The sequence below is a fragment of the Klebsiella sp. BIGb0407 genome, assembly GCF_024807845.1.
Classification (GTDB): domain Bacteria; phylum Pseudomonadota; class Gammaproteobacteria; order Enterobacterales; family Enterobacteriaceae; genus JGM124.
Genome location: NZ_JANUEQ010000003.1, coordinates 502,631 through 519,925, shown reverse-complemented (window position 1 = coordinate 519,925; position 17,295 = coordinate 502,631). Strand labels below are relative to the sequence as shown.

At 47.7% G+C, this 17,295-nt stretch carries 12 protein-coding genes; 5 read left to right on the top strand and 7 right to left on the bottom strand.

Annotated features, from left to right (window positions below; all coding sequences use genetic code 11):
* Positions 1-7: 7 nt before the first annotated feature.
* The 4 genes from hcp to M2387_RS12400 all read right to left on the bottom strand — a co-directional run bounded on the left by hcp (position 8) and on the right by M2387_RS12400 (position 6,389).
* Positions 8-1,660, bottom strand: a complete 1,653-nt coding sequence (gene hcp, locus M2387_RS12415; RefSeq protein ID WP_259049660.1) for a hydroxylamine reductase — start codon at positions 1,658-1,660, stop codon at positions 8-10.
* A gap of 240 nt (positions 1,661-1,900) precedes the next feature.
* Entirely contained in the window at positions 1,901-3,133 is a 1,233-nt protein-coding gene (locus M2387_RS12410; protein WP_259049659.1) for an oligosaccharide MFS transporter, read from the bottom strand.
* Between the two features lie 350 nt (positions 3,134-3,483).
* Entirely contained in the window at positions 3,484-5,523 is a 2,040-nt protein-coding gene (locus M2387_RS12405) for a toxin-antitoxin system YwqK family antitoxin (RefSeq protein WP_259049658.1), read from the bottom strand.
* Positions 5,520-6,389, bottom strand: a complete 870-nt coding sequence (locus tag M2387_RS12400; RefSeq protein ID WP_259049656.1) for a ChaN family lipoprotein — start codon at positions 6,387-6,389, stop codon at positions 5,520-5,522. Before M2387_RS12400 ends, M2387_RS12405 begins: the two co-directional genes overlap by 4 nt.
* Positions 6,390-6,694: 305 nt before the next feature.
* Between M2387_RS12400 and M2387_RS12395 the strand changes: the two genes are divergently transcribed.
* The 3 genes from M2387_RS12395 (at position 6,695) to M2387_RS12385 (ending at position 10,582) form a co-directional block, all read left to right on the top strand.
* The gene (locus tag M2387_RS12395; RefSeq protein ID WP_259049654.1) at positions 6,695-8,239 is read left to right on the top strand and encodes a PTS transporter subunit EIIC; all 1,545 of its coding nucleotides are present in this window, start codon (positions 6,695-6,697) and stop codon (positions 8,237-8,239) included.
* A gap of 11 nt (positions 8,240-8,250) precedes the next feature.
* Positions 8,251-9,618 carry a 6-phospho-alpha-glucosidase gene (locus M2387_RS12390; RefSeq protein ID WP_259049651.1) on the top strand — a complete coding sequence of 456 codons (1,368 nt, stop codon included), beginning with the start codon at positions 8,251-8,253 and terminating at the stop codon, positions 9,616-9,618.
* A gap of 193 nt (positions 9,619-9,811) precedes the next feature.
* Entirely contained in the window at positions 9,812-10,582 is a 771-nt protein-coding gene (locus M2387_RS12385) for a MurR/RpiR family transcriptional regulator (protein WP_259049650.1), read from the top strand.
* Here the strand turns inward: M2387_RS12385 and M2387_RS12380 are convergent.
* Entirely contained in the window at positions 10,579-12,030 is a 1,452-nt protein-coding gene (locus tag M2387_RS12380) for an MFS transporter (RefSeq protein ID WP_259049647.1), read from the bottom strand. The two genes, M2387_RS12385 and M2387_RS12380, sit on opposite strands and share 4 nt — an antisense overlap.
* A gap of 91 nt (positions 12,031-12,121) precedes the next feature.
* On the opposite strand from M2387_RS12380, the gene M2387_RS12375 reads away from it, so the two are divergent.
* On the top strand, positions 12,122-12,928 hold the full coding sequence (locus tag M2387_RS12375; RefSeq protein ID WP_259049879.1) for a helix-turn-helix transcriptional regulator: 807 nt from the start codon (positions 12,122-12,124) through the stop codon (positions 12,926-12,928).
* A 4-nt stretch (positions 12,929-12,932) separates the two neighbouring features.
* On the opposite strand, the gene M2387_RS12370 is transcribed toward M2387_RS12375, so the two are convergent.
* On the bottom strand, positions 12,933-13,118 hold the full coding sequence (locus M2387_RS12370) for a YfgG family protein (RefSeq protein ID WP_259049878.1): 186 nt from the start codon (positions 13,116-13,118) through the stop codon (positions 12,933-12,935).
* A 333-nt stretch (positions 13,119-13,451) separates the two neighbouring features.
* On the opposite strand from M2387_RS12370, the gene M2387_RS12365 reads away from it, so the two are divergent.
* Positions 13,452-15,707 carry a sensor domain-containing phosphodiesterase gene (locus M2387_RS12365; RefSeq protein WP_259049877.1) on the top strand — a complete coding sequence of 752 codons (2,256 nt, stop codon included), beginning with the start codon at positions 13,452-13,454 and terminating at the stop codon, positions 15,705-15,707.
* A gap of 46 nt (positions 15,708-15,753) precedes the next feature.
* On the opposite strand, the gene ppx is transcribed toward M2387_RS12365, so the two are convergent.
* Entirely contained in the window at positions 15,754-17,292 is a 1,539-nt protein-coding gene (ppx, locus tag M2387_RS12360) for an exopolyphosphatase (RefSeq protein WP_259049646.1), read from the bottom strand.
* Positions 17,293-17,295 lie beyond the last annotated feature (3 nt).

The window sequence follows — 17,295 nt, the reverse complement described above, 5'->3', positions numbered from 1 at the left end:
TATCTCCTTATGCACCCAGCATCTGTTGGATATCTTGTTCAACGGTAGTAACAGGACGCAGGCCGAACTTCTCATTGAGCACCGCGAGTAAATCTGGGGTCAGGAAAGCAGGGGCAGTTGGACCGGTCACAATATTCGTGACGCCCAGAGACAGCAGCGTAAGCAGGATAACAATCGCTTTCTGCTCAAACCATGACAGCACTAATGACAGAGGGAGTTCGTTGACACCGCAGCCCAGTTTTTCTGCCAGGGTAACGGCCAGGATGATAGCTGAATAAGCATCATTACATTGCCCGGCATCAATCAGGCGAGGCAGCCCTTCAATGTTACCAAAGTCGAGTTTATTGAAACGATATTTACCGCATGCCAGCGTCAGGATCAGGCAATCCTCGGGAACTTGAGTCGCGAAATCAGTGAAGTAATTACGTTCACCGCGGGCTCCATCACAGCCACCGACCAGGAAGACATGACGCAGTTTTTCCCGGCTGACCAAATCAATCAGCGTATCCACAGCACCAAGCAGCGTCTGGCGACCAAAACCAACGGTTATCAGATGTTCTATTTCGCTGTAGGGGAACCCACCGAGCTGTAATGCCTGGTTTATTACCGGGCTAAAATCATCACCTTCAAGATGATTCACACCCGGCCAGCCGACAATACTGCGGGTCCAGATACGGTCATCATAAGAACCGACATGGGGGTCGATGATGCAGTTGGAGGTCATCACGATAGGGCCCGGGAAGCGGGCAAACTCAACTTGTTGGTTCTGCCAGCCGCTGCCATAGTTACCGACCAAGTGTTTGAATTTACGCAGTTCAGGGTAACCGTGTGCGGGAAGCATTTCGCCATGCGTATAGACGTTAACGCCGGTATTTTCGGTTTGCTGAAGCAGATGATAGAGATCTTTCAGGTCATGGCCGGAAATAAGAATACATTTACCCGCGACCGCTTTGACGTTGACCTGATTAGGCGTTGGGTGGCCGTAAGCGTCGGTTTCACCGGCATCAAGAATGCGCATGACGCTGAAATTCATCTGACCGATTTCCATGGAACACTCAAGCAATGCGTTCATATCCGCAGGCCAGGTGCCAAGCCACGCCATAATCTTGTGATACTGGGCATAGATAGCATTGTCATACTGACCCAGCACATGGGCGTGTTCCATATAGGCCGCGGCACCTTTCAGGCCGTACAGGCAGAGCAGGCGCAGACCCAGAATATTTTCGCCAATGGCGGCTTTATCACGGTTAGGAACAAACTCCATCGCCTGTTTTTGCAAATCGCCGAGATCGCCACTCACCAGCTGTAAATCCGCCATTGGGTGATCGACTTTGACATTGGCATCAAGCGTGAGGCAGATGGCTTTCAGCATTTCGCGTTTGGCGATGGCTTCGCGCGCGTAGCCGACGATACGTATTGAATCAAAATTGACGTTAGTCAGCGTTGAAAAGAAGGCACGTGGGGCGAAACTGTCGACATCATGATCAATAATATCGTATTCACGTGCTTTACAGGCCCAGGCGGAAAGCCCTTGTAGCGTAGCAATTAACAGATCTTGTAAGTCGGATGTCTCGGCGGTTTTACCGCACATACCTTGCGCGTATGCACAGCCGTTAGCTGCTGGCGTACGAATAGTTTGCTCACATTGCACACAAAACATAATTTCACCTATTTTTATAAGTTGTATTTGAAATACATCTTTAAGCTAGGCCTAATTTTGCAGACTGACCAGAGGATTTTGTGGCTATTTGCAGTGAGTTTGATTTAGCGCAATTTTGTGGAATGACTACTGGAGGGAACGTGATTTGGAGTCAGTTATATCCCAAGTGTGTGAGATTAATCTGGCATTGAAGTCCTGAGCCCACCAGGAGGCGGACTCAGACAAGAAAGAAAATGAGGGTCAAGGTAATCGTTGCATTTTACCGCTGAGCATAAAGGCTCCGAAGATAACCATAATGCTAACAACCGCAGATATCATATAAAAAATGCTCTGATAGCCGACTCTGTCGAACAGTTCGCCCAGGGGCATTGAGAGCAGAATTATGCCGATAGAGCTGGCGATTTGAAAACCGATTAAAAAAATTGTTGATGAAAGGCGTTTATCAAAATTTGTCACTGCATATTTAAATATTGCAATAATAAATAAAGGTACCTCTAAAGCATGGAACATTTTAACGAATGAAATAATATAAGGATCGGTGAAAATAGCCGCCAATAGTATACGTGCCAGCATGATGGTGGCACCAATCACCAGCGCTTTTTTCGGTCCGATTTTATTAACGACAAAAGGCGCTAATCCCATACATATTGCTTCTAACACGACTTGAGCCGCGTTTAAATAACCGTAAACTTGTGTACCCAGTTCCGGCGTTGAGAACAGTCCGGCGTAGAACACTGGGAACATCTGCTGGTCGTAAATAGTATAAAAAGACCAGGTGCCAATGATAAAGATGACAAATATCCAGAAGTTTTTATCTTTAATCAGCCCGAAGAAATCTTCTTTGGTCGGTTTATCTGTACGTTCAGGGATATAGCCCTGGGATTTGGTTTCATTAAAGAGAGTGTTTATAGCCAGAAAGCATAGCCCCATTACGCTTACGGCCCAGAAATTAATATGAGGATTGATGCTAAACATTATTCCGGCAACGAATGCACCTATCGCATAGCCAAGAGAACCCCATAGACGTGCGGTGCCAAATTCGAATCGAAATGAGCGGCTCATTTTTTCAATGAAGCTATCAACTAAACCACATCCTGCAAGGTAACCGAGACCAAAGAATAACGAACCGATAGTCACAACAGGGTAAAAATTATCTTTCAGATAAGGTTCGTAAAAATAAATTAAGAAAGGACCGGTGAGGACTAATGTGAATGATACCAGCCACATTATATTTTTTTTCAAGCCCAGTTTATCTTGCACAATACCGTAAATCACCATGAACAGAATACTGGTAAATTGATTTAATGAATACAGTATTCCCAGCTGTGCGCCAGTCAAACCAATAGTATTTTTTAGCCATATTGCATAAAGCGACCACCATAACGACCAAGTGATAAAAAAGAAAAATGAGTAGCCAGAGGCATAGCGATAGTAGGGGTTTTTAAAATTAATATCGATGCTTAATATTTTCATCTCAATGAAGCTCACAGGGCTATTAGTCAAACAACACTAGCAGTTTCGAATTGCATCAATAACGCAAAACCTGATGATTTTGGGATGTTAATCACGAAAGGTAACGTTAACATTGTCGATTTGTGAGTTTGATCATGATTAAAAATGCCGTTTATCGGCTGATTTTGTTAACGTTAACCTTCGGAGTGAGCTGAACTCTCAGCAGAAAGCGTACCCGGGTCGGTGTCAGGGTGAGGTTAACAAAATATCACTTCACCTGAGCACGGGTCATCTTGCATCTCCAGGATAACTAAAGCGGTATGTTCTTCCGGGGCTTGCGCGATACATTCCCCGGAGCATTGTCTCTTTATTTAATCATACTGCCATTTAGGTTTCGGGCAGCCTTCCGGGCCTGGGAATATTTGTTTTTCGTTTTCATCAAAACGTTTTTCACAACCAGAAATCAGCTTACCAGCTTTCCAGGTAGCACTGCTTTTCAGTTTTCCGGTCTGGTAATAACAGGCGCTTTCACCCTCGCGTTTAGCTCCCTGGTAATCTTTATATTCTTTACCCTCGAACTGTACTGGCGTGAAGCCCCGGGCGCGGACAATACAGCTTATCTGGCCGTCAGGGTAATAGCTGATTTGAGTGTAACTATCATCATCCCCAATACGAGTTTCTTCCTCGCGCTGCCCGCTGGGATACCAGCTATTATTCGTTTGCTGGTGGCCGAACAGATAGTCGTTATCGGTCAGAGGAGTACCATCCGGATTAAAGGTTTGTTGTTTACCGCAGCGTCCGTTTGAAGGAGGAGGGCAGGTATTACGTTCGATAATTTTGACACCATTGGCGGTAAACTCCTGCATCAACCCCACTTCACGGCCCTGGTTAAATGTAGAAATAGACTGAGGTTTCCCGTTCGGGAAATAGTAACGATTCTCGCCATCCAGCTCACCGTTAAGGTAGCCGCGATCCGCGCGCAGGGTGACACCATCGTCGTAATATTCTGTTTCGCGGCCATGCAATTTTTGCTGATGATAATGGGCCTGATAGACCATTTTCCCGCTGGCGTTATAGCGCTGATAGAGCCCTTCAGGAATATCGTCTTTATAATTGATGATATACAGAAGCTTACCATTGCCGTCGCGCCAAATCATTTCTCCCTGTTTTTTACCGTTAACCAGAGAAACTTGCTGGGTTTCACCATCAGATGTTCTTAATTTCCAGACGCCGCTGGCAATGCCTTTACTGTACGGGCCTTCGCCATTCTCGGTTATCCACATCCCTTCGCGTAAGTCATTAACGTAGTTACCTTTTTGCCACAGATGTCCTGCCCGTAATCGTTCGCTGGGGCCGTTACGCAAATTATGCTGCCAGGTATCGAATCCACTTATTCCTTGCTGTGCCCCATCCAGACCTTCACTGACCTCCCAGCGTCCCTCGCGCTGATTGTTTTCCATCAAACCGGTGGCGCTTTCTTGCAGATCACGGAAGGTCCATTGCCCTTGTTGCTGTCCCAGTACAAAGTTACCTGCACTTTGGTAGTCAGCGTTATGGGTCACCCAGGGGCCATCAGCCACACCCTGTTTATAATGCCCCCTGGAAAAGCCCGCTCCCGGTTCGTAAAGGATATAGGCCCCGTTTTCAGTGCCATTAAACTGGGAGGGGTCAGACTGCCAGCTCACGGTGGTCACCATAAAACCTGGCGATTCACCCTCTTGCTGGCGCTGGTAAGTTGCGGTGAGAAAGAGTCCGTCTTTTTCAGCAAAGGTTTTTTTATAGAAAAACAGAGAATCGGTTAGCGGAGTATTCACCGGCAATTGCTCACCGCTATCCCGATACCAGCCAATCAATTTACCTTCGGTAAAGTCGAGATTATCGACGTCAGCATTACCTGTTTTGGGATATTCCATGCTGTAATCATAGGGTGGTAATTTGCTGAGTTGCTGTTTAATGAGTGTGGCATTTAAGGTTTTATGCTGTGCGACTAATTTATCCAGTACCGGCTGTAAATGGGGTAACGGTTGATAATAGTTTTCACCCTGATAACGCCAGCCGCGTAAAGCATACTGATTATGGCTTTTACTTAATACCAGCGTGATTTGTCCGCCGCTATCAAGGTCAACATAAAAGACAGACTCGATGGTTGAGTCAGGAAAGGTGCCGAGTAATTGCGGTGTGTGATTAGCATTGGAGTCATCTTCGTCACAAAAGCAGTAATAACCCTCAACTTCACCTTTTTCCTGAATAAAAGCCAGAATAGCCGTGCTATAACGCGCCCCTGAAATTATCGGATGTGCCAGAGTTTTGCCTTGGTAAAACGGCAATCTATTCTCATCGGCTGAGGCACTAACAGGGCTGCCGCCGATCCCGATAATCAGGGATACGGCACTCATTAATGACTTGATCATTTTGCTTTTTCAGCCGCGGGAACAGACCAGACGAAATCAGCCTGTTCAGCCGTGACGTGGGTTCCTTGGGTCGAAAGCATCAACACTACGGCAGGCTTACCGTTAAGATCCTGAATATGCAGCGGTACGCCGACATCTTTAGCAGCATGGTAGCCGCCGACAAATAACAGAGCAGGCTGTGGGGCATTCAGTAATTGCTCGGCCATAAATCTGTCACGATGCTGCTGGATAGCCAGCATAGCAGTGAGCTGATCGGCAGCTATATTGCCGCCATGCATCACTGTAATGGTGTCAGATATTTTAGTCCGGACAGCGTCTTGTGAACTGTGTTCACCTGTAGGGAAGGTCGGGTTCTGATAAATCTCTGTAATTCTGGCTCGTGAAATATTGGCACTCAGCAAAGGGGCGGAGCCCTTAAGACCTGTCATCACCAGGTCGCCATACATCGGCCATGGCCAGTTTTTATTCCAGTGAATAGTTTCTTGTACCCTCGACTCGCTCAGGGATGCATCCCTTGCCAGAGATTGTCTGGCTTCATTGATAGCGGGTTGTTGATCCTCCGTAATCATTTCCAGCAATACACTACCCTGAGGACGTTTCTGTTGCAGGTTTTGCAGCAGCCACAGTTCAATCTGGTGGTGCGCGACATTGGTATGCTCTTCACCAACAATCACCATCGGGGCATCATTCAGCACCTTAAGCAGTTGTTGAGGCGTCAGCAAGGCGCCGGTCCGGGTATTTTCAATACGTGACCCTTCAGGAACCAATGGGTCGGTTGTGTTAGGCGCGGTTTGATTCTGACAAGCCGTTAACACCAGGGTGCTACATACCACGAGTAATGAGAGGATCGATTTGTTTTTTTTCATTTTAATTAACAGGGTACGTTTATTTTATAGGGTTATCCGGGATGGCATTTTTATCGCCGCTAAAAGGTAATGATAATTAATATCAGCAATCTTCGCCTTAAATTTATGTTCTTCGGATTACCTGGTAGTGGACGAGTCCGTCTGTTAATCCCTGCTGTTACCTTGATCACAGCTCTAAAGGTTACATGTAACCTTTAAAGTCATTTATTTTAAAAACAATAAGATAGCTGGATATTGCTTGCTGACTCCTGTTAGCTTGGCGAGTAAGACGCACAGAAAGTGCGCGCATACTGAGAGAAACAGCCATGAAACGAGCCGTTAATGCCCTACAAAATTTTGGAAAATCGCTCTACGGACCGGTGCTTATTTTGCCTATCGTCGGGCTATTTATTGCCTTCGGTAACGTGCTGGGTAATGGCAACTTAGCGGAGTATCTTCCGTTTCTTGGCCATCCCTTTATTCAACATACCGGACAGCTGATTGCTAAATCAGCGGTTTCACTGCTGGTTAACTTAGGCCTGGTATTTGCTGTCGGTATACCGATTGGCCTGGCGACGCGGGATAAAGGATACGCGGCTCTGATAGGGCTGGTGACCTTTGTCGTATTTATTAATGCTATGAATGTGATGCTGCAGATTCAGGGCCAGCTGTTACCCGCAGACCAGATGCGAATGGGCGGGCAGGCCATGGTGCTGGGTGTCCAGGTTCTCGAGATGGGGGTTTTCGCCGGTATTCTGACGGGTGCGCTGTCAGGCTATCTGTATAACAAGTATTCCGGCGTTCAGTTCTCTGGGGTAATGGCGATTTACTCCGGACACTGTTTTGTCGCCATTATTATGCTACCGGTCTCTATCCTGCTTGGCGTGGTAATGAGCGAAGTCTGGCCTTATGTTCAGCACGGTATTAGCTCGATGGCGCTGGCGATTAAAGACTCAGGGCCATTTGGCGTGGCGATATACGGTTTCCTTGAACGTATTCTGGTACCTACCGGGCTGCATCATCTGGTCTATACCCCTTTCCTCTACACCGAACTGGGTGGATCAAAAGAGGTTTGCGGAACCCTGTACCATGGCGCGCGTAACATCTATTTCGCCGAAATGGCCTGTCAGGATGTTAAACAGCTGAGTAGCACGGTGGTATGGGATGCGCGTGGTATCAGCAAAATGTTCGGTCTGCCTGCTGTCGCTCTCGCGATGTATGTCACAGCCAAACCAGAGCGTAAAAGCCAGGCGAAAGCCATTTTATTACCTGCGGCCCTAACCGCCATGCTGGTAGGGGTCACCGAACCCCTCGAGTTTGCTTTCCTCTTTGTTGCACCACTGCTGTTTGTCGTTCATGCGGTGCTGACGGGAATAGGCATGGTGTTGTTCTCACTGTTTGGTGTCCACGCCATCGGTGCTAACGGTTTTATCGATTTTATTCTCTATAACTTGCCGTTGGGTATCGAGAAGTCCAACTGGCCGATGTATATCCTCGTCGGTCTCATCATGTTCGCGCTTTATTTCATCACCTTCCGCCTGTTGATTTTGCAATTAAATATGAAGACGCCAGGGCGTGAGGATGACGACGCTGAGACACGTCTTTATAGCAAGCAAGAGTATCAGGCCAAGGGAAATAACCAGGATATCGGTAAATCAATTATTGCCGGGCTGGGTGGCGCGAACAATATCGATGTGGTGGATAACTGCTACACCCGGCTGCGCGTCACAGTAAAAGATGTTGCCATGATTGATGAGTCAGGACTCAAGGCAACCGGTGCCAAAGGCATTATTAAACAAGGTAATAACGTTCAGGTGGTCTACGGGCTGCATGTCAAAAAAATGCGAGAAGCAGTAGAGACGTTTCTCTGAAGGAGACAATTATGTTTACACCCCCATTTATTCTGTCTATTGCCGGTGGCGGCAGCACCTATACGCCAGGTATTGTAAAAAGTCTGATGGTCAGACTGGCAGATTTTCCACTCGCGGAAATCCGTCTCTATGATATTGATGCCGAGCGGCAGAACACCATTGCTCCGGTCGTGGAAAAAGTGATTCGCGACCATAGCCAGACGATTAAATTTACCGTCACCGATAACCCGGAAGTGGCTTTTAGCGGTGCACATTTTGTTTTTGCTCAGATGCGTGTCGGGCAGTACAAAATGCGTGAGCAGGATGAGAAAATTCCTTTACGCCACGGTGTTGTTGGCCAGGAAACCTGTGGACCAGGCGGTCTGGCTTATGGTTTACGTACCATTTTACCTATGGTCGAACTGATAGACATGGTTGACCGTTATGCAGATAAAAAAGCCTGGATTGTTAACTACTCTAATCCGGCGGCGATTGTCGCGGAAGGCGTTCGTCGCCTGCGCCCTAACGCCCGGGTACTGAATATCTGTGATATGCCGGTCGCGGCGATGCGCAATATGGGCGCAATTTTGGGCGTTGACCGGCATAAGCTGGAAGTGGAATATTTTGGACTGAATCATTTTGGCTGGTTTACCCGGGTGTTGGTGGATGGCGAAGACAGACTGCCAGAGCTGCGTCGCCATATTGCCCGTTTTGGTTTACTCACTGAAGATGCGGCGAAAACCGATCCTCAGCACTCAGATCCCTCATGGGTTAAAACCTGGCGTAACATCAAGCCGATTATGGATAACTTCCCTGAGTATTTGCCGAACCCCTATCTGCAGTATTATCTGATGCCTAATCAGATTGTCGAGCACCAGAATCCGGAGTATACCCGGGCCAATGAAGTGATGGATGGCCGGGAGAAAAAACTGTTTGCCGCAGCCGCCGAGTATAAGCGAACCGGAATTCTGTCCGATGCTTTCCATGTTGGCGTGCACGGTGAATTTATTGTTGATGTGGCCTGTTCACTGGCCTTTAACTTACGTCAGCGTCACTTAGTGATGGTGGAGAACAAAGGGGCGATTACTAACCTGCCTTACGATGCGATGGTTGAAGTACCTGCCTATATCACCAGTGAAGGACCGGAACCCGTTCGTATTGGTCAGGTGCCATTGTTCCATCAGACATTGCTCCAGCAACAGCTGGCATCTGAGCAATTGCTGGTTGAGGCGACGATTGAGGGAAGTTACGAAAAAGCACTTCAGGCCTTTACGCTGAACAGAACGGTACCGACGATGGAACACGCAAAATTAATTCTCGATGAGATGATTGAAGCGAATAGTGATTACTGGCCGGCTTTACAACAGGCCTGGCGTGATGGCGAGGCCATCAACAATTAGCGACTAAAACCCCGGACGACTTGTCGGTGTGAGAAAAAACACCGACAATCTTATTTTGACTAATACGCCCGGGGATATGCATGTCATCAGGTCATTTGAATCTTATTAATGGGCACCTAAAAACGCGCTGTGACGGGCGTTTCCTGAAACCATATTCTGGTTATCTGGTGTCAGTGATAGGGCGGGTAGACTAATGGATACTCGTCTTTCATCCCTGTTAACGCGTGATGCCAGCTTAACGCGTGCGGAATATCGCATTCTGTCCTGGTTAATGGAGCACCCTTTACGGGTGGGGCATATTACCGTCCGGGAACTGGCCGAAGTGACCTACGTTTCAACTGCCACGATTATGCGCTTAGCGCAGAAGCTCGGTTTTAGTGGCTTTAGTGAGCTTATCTGGCACTGCAAGCAACTGTTATCAGAAACACCCCTGCTGGCGGTACGAACGGATAATGTCCCGGAGCTTCCCGCGCTCTTTAAGCAGTTTGTCGCCAATTATCAGCAAACCTTCCAGTGGGCAACCGAAGAAAAACGCCATACCTTTACCCGCCTATTGCGGGAAAAAGAGAGCTTTTTTCTGTACGGAGCGGGTTTTTCCTATTTGTTTGCCGAGTACCTGACAAAAAAATTACAAGTACTTGGTAAGACCGCCTTTATTTCAGGTCCGGGTGATAGCCGTAATATCTTTTTGAGCAATGCGGCTCGTTACCAGGTTTTTATTGCCGTTTCGCGCAGCGGTGAAACGGAACAAGTGCTGGATAAAGCCAGGATTGCGCAAAACATTGGTATGACGGTGGTGGCATTTACGCGCGCTTCTGCCAATAGTCTGGCTGGCATGGCAGACCTGCATTTTGCTTTGTATGACGAAGCGGTTCATTATGCGGCGGAGGCAGCAGGCGTCACCTCCTTTGAGTCAAATCTGGTCTTACTGATGGACTTATTGTTGCTGGAGGCTACCGGCTAGCCACGACTATGCCGTATCAGCTGGCTAATCAGCAGGGTTGCTATCACGACGGCAGCCAGGTTGTAGATCATCGCTCCTGAAAAAGCATCCAGATAGCGTGTCGCTGTTGCCAGGCTGGCGTCATGGGTCAAAATAGTCATAAAGAAAATACCGGCAACAGAAACGCCAAAAGCGCCTCCCACTTGTTGCATAGTCGAAATAAACCCCGCGGCTATACCTGCATGTCTCTCTTCCACATAGCCAATAACCAGGTTCAGCATTGGTGTCATGGCGATTCCCTGACCAAAGCCCAGGATGATTAACGGCCAGATAAGCTGGATGACGTTCGATTGTGAACCGAAGTTCCAGGTCATCATCATTAATCCGCCAATACCCGCGGCATAGAGCGTGGCACCCAGGACAATAATTTTGTTACCAAAGCGAGAGACCAGTTTAGGTGCGGACAGTGAGGCAGCAATAAATCCGATACTACAAGGGGCAAATAGCATACCGGCAGCAAAGGGAGAAAGCCCGAGTCCTGACTGTAGCAGCAGGGCAAAACATAGAAACAGTGACGTCGCGGTAGAGTAAATCAGTAATACGCACAGGGAGCCGATGGAAAAGGCCGGATGGCGAAATAAGGTTAGCGAAATAATCGGCGTTCCCCCCAGAGTTGTGAGGCGGTGCTGCCAGATAAGGAAAATGGCTATCAGAGCAAGGCCGGCGATAAAGCTGTATCCCGTCCAGAGCGGCCAGCCAATATTGGGCCCTTCAAGAAGCGGCAGTAATAACAGTAATAATCCGCTGCTGACCAGCAATACTCCGGGCCAGTCGATATCTGACCCTGTCTCCGCTTTTGACTCTGGGATCGTGCGAGCGCCGATAACGGCCAGCATTCCAATCGGAATGTTGATTAAAAAAACCACCCGCCAGCCAAGCCCGAACAGATTCATTTCAACCAGTAAGCCACCAATCACTTGTCCTGCTATGGCGGCGAGTCCAAGAGTCATGCCGAGTAAACTAAAGGCTCTGCTACGCCCCTTCTCATCATAAATGACCCGTAGTGAGGCATATATTTGTGGGAACAAAAGCGCTCCTGCAGCGCCCTGACTCAAGCGGGCAGCGATGAGCATATTGGCTGAAGAAGCAATACCGCAGAGTAGAGAAGACAAGGTAAAGGCCAGCATGCCAAGGATAAACAGTCGACGTCGACCATGACGATCGCCAAGTCGGCTCCCGGCTATCAGTAATACGCCAAATGCGAGCTCATACCCGGCGATAACAAAGGCAATATCGGCGAAGCTTGCCCCGAGACTTTCCTGAATGGAAGCAATTGCAATATTGACGACAAAGAGATCAAAGATGGTGATGAATCCACCGAGTAACAGGATAAAAAGCGCCAGCGAGGAGACAGGGCGCGGAGCCATGCACTCTGCTGTACTGGTTGCAGATAACGGTGTATCAGTCATAAAAACTCCGGTGTTTTAAGAAACTTGTCGGAGTGTCGCAAATTAGTTAACCTGTTACTATATAACTAATTATACTATTACTAGAGGTGATATTCTGAGTAACCGACTGGACAGAACACATAGCGCGCTGGGTGATTTTTTACGTAGCAGGCGTGAATCTCTTTCCCCGCTGGATGTCGGGTTACCTGCCGGAAAACGGCGGCGGACTCCAGGCTTGCGTCGCGAAGAGGTCGCGGCTCTCGCAGGGGTTGGTATTACCTGGTATACCTGGCTTGAACAGGGGCGCAGTATTCGGGTATCCACGAGTTTTCTTGATAGTCTGTCCAGGGTAATGAAACTGGACGAAATTGAACGGCGCCACCTGTTTCTGCTGGCACACCAACGCCCGCCGGCGATGACTGCCCAGACAGGCTGTCAGCTATCACCGATGATCCGCCTGTTACTGGACGATTTGACCCGGCGTCCTTCCTATATTCTCAACTTGCGCTGGGATGTGCTGGGCTGGAATGCCGCCGCTGATTCTCTTTTTGGTTTCACTGAACGCCCGGAGTCGGAAAGAAATATGCTGTGGATGCTATTTTCTGATGACCAGTTAAATAGCACAATTGTTGACTGGTCGGCTCAGGCTCCTCAGGTGTTAGCGAGCTTTCGACGCGATTTTGCCCGGGCACCGGAAGATGAAGATATGATAAATCTTGTTGCTATGCTGAGCGAGATTTCGGGGGATTTTAAAACCTTGTGGAGCCAGCATGATGTTCATGGGCGCTGTGAAGGCGTGCGAATATTCAGAACGGCAGAAGAAGGTGAGGTTGCCTTTAATCATACTTCATTTATTGTTGATGAAGACAAACATCTGAGACTGGTTTTCTATGCGAGAACGATTCTGGATGAGCCTTGAAAACTTATAACGAATCATTACGTTCTACGGATTGGCTGCTTTGTTGAGGTTGCTGATTTTGCTCTTTTTTATCCTGGTGATGATACCAGGCACCAATCGAAGAGTATACGAAACGACCAAATAAAAATATGAAACTAATCAGAAGGATAATGCGCGTCATACGACTATTGAATCTGTTTCGGTTTCGCATCATTGTATCCTGTACCGCCTGAAGGGCGCTGTGAATTAGTCCATTGTTCTGGGAATATGAGTATTTAGTCACAGGGAACATCTCAGGTCAATTTTTCGCGAGCCTGGGACGCTAAATTTCCCATCAATTTTAGACCGGGAAGAACGAGACTGCCAGAGTATTCCTTTCTGGTAAAACAGGGCATATTTGGTAATACTTTAAAGTTCTTATAATCATCCTTTTCCGGTTACAATTTTCTGCCTCTTATGCGTATCAATATGACATGGATGAAAAAATGAGTCGGTGTTACTTGTGGCAGAAAATCCAGTCCGGAAGGGACTATCGCGTATGAGCATGCGTTTATTTCTTTGGTATCAACGTTCAAAAAATAACTGGTGGGCGCTGCCGCTTATCCTGCCAAGCCTCTTGCTGCCACTCGTCGCCGGTTTAAGCGCCCAGACTCTTCTTGATGGTAGCCGTGTTTTCTTGCTCTATATGCCACTGGCGCTGATGACCGCTTTTGTCATGCTGTTCGGCTGGGCAGCTTTACCGGGTATAGCGCTTGCGTTACTGATTCGTTATCTGCCCGTAAAGGGCGAGCTGATCGTTCTTATCTATACACTTCATTGCTTAGTGCCACTGAGTATTAGCTGGTTTTGTTATCATGTCTTTGTACCACGGCGTCGTGCTGTGCGTTTCGATATGCTGAATCTGGTACTGGCGCGAATGTTCTGGCTGGTCTGGGTGAATGGAACCTTATTTTTGCTGTTCTATGAAGCGGGTTTACTGCTGGGCTTGTACGACCGGGAGTTTTTAACTTTCCCTGAAATGTTGTGGACGGTTCGAACGTTAATCAACTATCAGGCTGTCTTAGTGGGCTGTCTGACCGGGTTGCCATTTTTCTATTATCTATTACGAATCATTGTTAATCCAATGTTTGTAAAGAGTTTTTGGTGCCGTATGCTGGCACAGAAACAACAAGGCGTGACGTTAGCTGAGATGCTCCTCTGGGGCGCCCTGATTGTTTTTTTTATGGTATTACTCCTGAATCCAATCGGTGAAGAGAGTACTATTTTTAATACTGATTACACCTTGATTCTGATGCTTCCCGTCATGTTATGGGGGGCCATGCGGTTTGGTTTTCTTTTTATTATCAATGTCTGGACCTTATTACTGATCCTGCTTTCATCACAATTCCATCATTACCTGTCGCCTGATATCGGCATTGAGCTGCATTTAGCGATAGTCTCATCTTGTAACGCTGTTTTTTCAGTCACAATTTATCTGGTGTCAGCAGTCACGACGCGTCAGCGTATTTTGCATAATAAAGCCAGGCGACTGGCCTATATCGATCCTGTTTTGCAGATGCCTAATCTACGGGCATTAAACCGGGATTTAGAACAGCACAGCTGGTCAGCTATTGCTTTAATTACTATCCCTGATTTGGAGTTGCTTGGACGTAATTATGGTGTGATGTTGCGTATTCAGTACAAACAGCAACTGGCTGCATTTTTACGTAAAGAGCTGATGCCAAAGGAGCTGGTTTATCACCTGTCAGGATCGAGTTTAGTGCTGCGCTTGAAACACAGTAATCAGCCCGTACAGCCGGTATTTTCCCCGAATAAAATTGAAGCACTCTATCAGCGGGCAAGGAAGTTCAGGTTTATCTGGAACGGATTGCCTCTCCAGCCACAGATAGGGCTGAGTTATTGCTATGTCCGCCATCCTGTCTCTCATCTCTATTTACTGCTGGGTGAACTGAGCACCATGGCTGAGCGTTCACTGACAACATTCCGTCCGGAAATCTTGAAAACACAAGGTTCGAGCCCGGTTCAGAATGATGTGAAGTACAAAGTCGACATGATGAATCGCCTGCAGTACTCCCTGGATAATGGCCGTTTTGTGCTGATGGCACAGTCGATAGAAGGCGTCCGGGGGGATATTTATTATGAAATTCTGCTCCGGATGCAGGGAGACAATAATGAACTGCTGCTGCCTAATAAGTTTATGCCGGTTGCTCAGGAGTTTGGCTTATCTGCCCGAATTGATCGCTGGGTTCTCAATGCCACCTTAACGTTTATGGCCATGCATCGTAAACAGCTACCCGGTTGTCGTTTTTCTATTAACCTGACACCGGTATCAGTATGCCGGGAAAATTTCCCTCAGGAAGTCAGGCGATTACTTGACCATTATCATATTGAGCCGTGGCAGATTATCTTTGAGATAACAGAATGTGATTCTCTGATTAATATGGCGCAGGCGAATGTTACCTTAAGTGCGTTGCAAAGTATGGGATGTCGCATAGCGATTGATGATTTTGGAACCGGCTACGGAAGTTATAGCAGTCTGAAAGAGCTGAATGCCGACATTTTGAAAATAGACGGCAACTTTATCCGTAACATTCTCAGCAGCAGTCTTGATTATCAGGTTGTCAGTTCTATCTGTCAGCTGGCACGGATCAAGAAAATGCAGATTATCGCGGAATGTGTAGAGACAGAAGCCATCAAAGATGCGGTGATTATTTTGGGCGTTGATTATATTCAGGGCCATCAGGTCAGTTACCCTCAGCCGCTGGATAGCCTGCTAAATAACAAAGGCCCATCACACTGAATCAGAGCGATGGGCCTGGAAAGGCCTGTTGATCATGGAGCGGTTTTCAGAAATCGAGAATGTGAGGCGCTTCTTCAATACTGAGTTTCCAGTCAAGGACGGTTTCCCAGTACTGCTGTTCTCTTTCCAGATCTAACTGAACCAGTGCATTCTGGCTAAACCAGTCATGAGGAAAACGCAGCGTCCAGTGGTTTTCATCAGTGACAAGTGTCAGTGTCGGCGGGGTCGTCGTCGACTGGCGCTGGTTATTCAGTAAGACTGCCAGACGCAGGATCTGAATCAATGGCAGGAAGTATTTTTTTCTGAACAGGGTAAAGCGTGGGAAATCATCCAGTCTGACGACTCGGCGATGATAACGCACCATAGTAGCCATCAGTAACTGCTGTTCCTGGGTGAAGCCCGGCAGATTACTGTTTTGCAAAATATAGGCTGAGTGACGATGTAATCCGCTGTGATTAATGCTCAGCCCGACTTCATGCAGCATAGCCGCCCATTTCAGCAGCGCGGTCAGCTGCAGGTTGGCAAGTTTCGGATTTTGCACTTCCCATTGCTGATGAAGATTTTCAACCGTTTCCAGCACGCGTCTGGCCTGGTCGCTATCGATATGGTATTGCCCAGCCAGGCTCTGCGCCGTACGAATGCGCACGTCCTGATGACGGAAGCGTCCCTCCATTTCGTAGAGTACACCTTCACGCAGCGCACCGTCAGAAAGGCGGAGTTCACGAATCGCCAGAGAATCAAAAACGCCACAGAGAATCGCCAGTCCGGAGATAAATACCGACTTACGCTCTTCAGAAAGACCTGGCAGGCTTAACGCGGAAACGTTCTTAAACTTCAGAACTTCACGTTGCAACATTTCCAGACGTTCTATGGTGATCATGCCATCTTTTTCACCCATTTCGACCAAAATCTCATGGGCAGTTTTGATGGTGCCAGAAGCGCCAAGAGCAACTTTCCAGCCTTTCAGGCGGAACTGCCAGGCAAGATTCTCCAGCTTCTGTACTGCCGTCATTCGTGCGCGTTTAAAACTGGCTTCGGTAATATTGCCATCAGGAAAGAATTGTCGGGCAAAACTGACACAGCCCATACGACGACTTTCAACTAACAGGGGCTCAAAATCTTCCCCTATGACCAGTTCAGTGGAGCCACCACCAATATCAATTACCAGCTTACGCCCACGCTCGGGTTGAGTATGTTCAACCCCCATAAAGATAAGCCGGGCTTCTTCATTTCCGGATATTATCTCTATTGGGTAGGGAATAACCTGTGCAGCACGCTGCAAAAATTCGTCAGCATTGCTGGCTTCACGCAGCGAGTGCGTTCCAACAATACAGACATTATCAGCATTAAATCCTTGCAGGCGCTCAGCAAAAAGCGCCAGACACGAAAGCCCACGCTCCATGGCCTCTTCATTTAATCGGCCATCCGGGCCCAGACCATCGGCCAGATGTACTCGTTGTTTGAGGCGACCAATAATTTGCATCGCTCCATCAACCACACGGGCAATCACCATATGGAAACTATTGGAACCTAGATCAACCGCAGCAAATTCCTGCGGTCGGGGAGTTGGGTTTGATAGCGGCATAGT

What these genes read in the sequence shown, in the direction of transcription:
- hcp (WP_259049660.1), bottom strand. Translation starts at nt 1,660, where the DNA reads ATGTTTTGTGTGCAATGTGAGCAAACTATTCGTACGCCAGCAGCTAAC.
- M2387_RS12410 (WP_259049659.1), bottom strand. Translation starts at nt 3,133, where the DNA reads ATGAAAATATTAAGCATCGATATTAATTTTAAAAACCCCTACTATCGC.
- M2387_RS12405 (WP_259049658.1), bottom strand. Translation starts at nt 5,523, where the DNA reads ATGATCAAGTCATTAATGAGTGCCGTATCCCTGATTATCGGGATCGGC.
- M2387_RS12400 (WP_259049656.1), bottom strand. Translation starts at nt 6,389, where the DNA reads ATGAAAAAAAACAAATCGATCCTCTCATTACTCGTGGTATGTAGCACC.
- M2387_RS12395 (WP_259049654.1), top strand. Translation starts at nt 6,695, where the DNA reads ATGAAACGAGCCGTTAATGCCCTACAAAATTTTGGAAAATCGCTCTAC.
- M2387_RS12390 (WP_259049651.1), top strand. Translation starts at nt 8,251, where the DNA reads ATGTTTACACCCCCATTTATTCTGTCTATTGCCGGTGGCGGCAGCACC.
- M2387_RS12385 (WP_259049650.1), top strand. Translation starts at nt 9,812, where the DNA reads ATGGATACTCGTCTTTCATCCCTGTTAACGCGTGATGCCAGCTTAACG.
- M2387_RS12380 (WP_259049647.1), bottom strand. Translation starts at nt 12,030, where the DNA reads ATGACTGATACACCGTTATCTGCAACCAGTACAGCAGAGTGCATGGCT.
- M2387_RS12370 (WP_259049878.1), bottom strand. Translation starts at nt 13,118, where the DNA reads ATGCGAAACCGAAACAGATTCAATAGTCGTATGACGCGCATTATCCTT.
- M2387_RS12365 (WP_259049877.1), top strand. Translation starts at nt 13,452, where the DNA reads ATGCGTTTATTTCTTTGGTATCAACGTTCAAAAAATAACTGGTGGGCG.
- ppx (WP_259049646.1), bottom strand. Translation starts at nt 17,292, where the DNA reads ATGCCGCTATCAAACCCAACTCCCCGACCGCAGGAATTTGCTGCGGTT.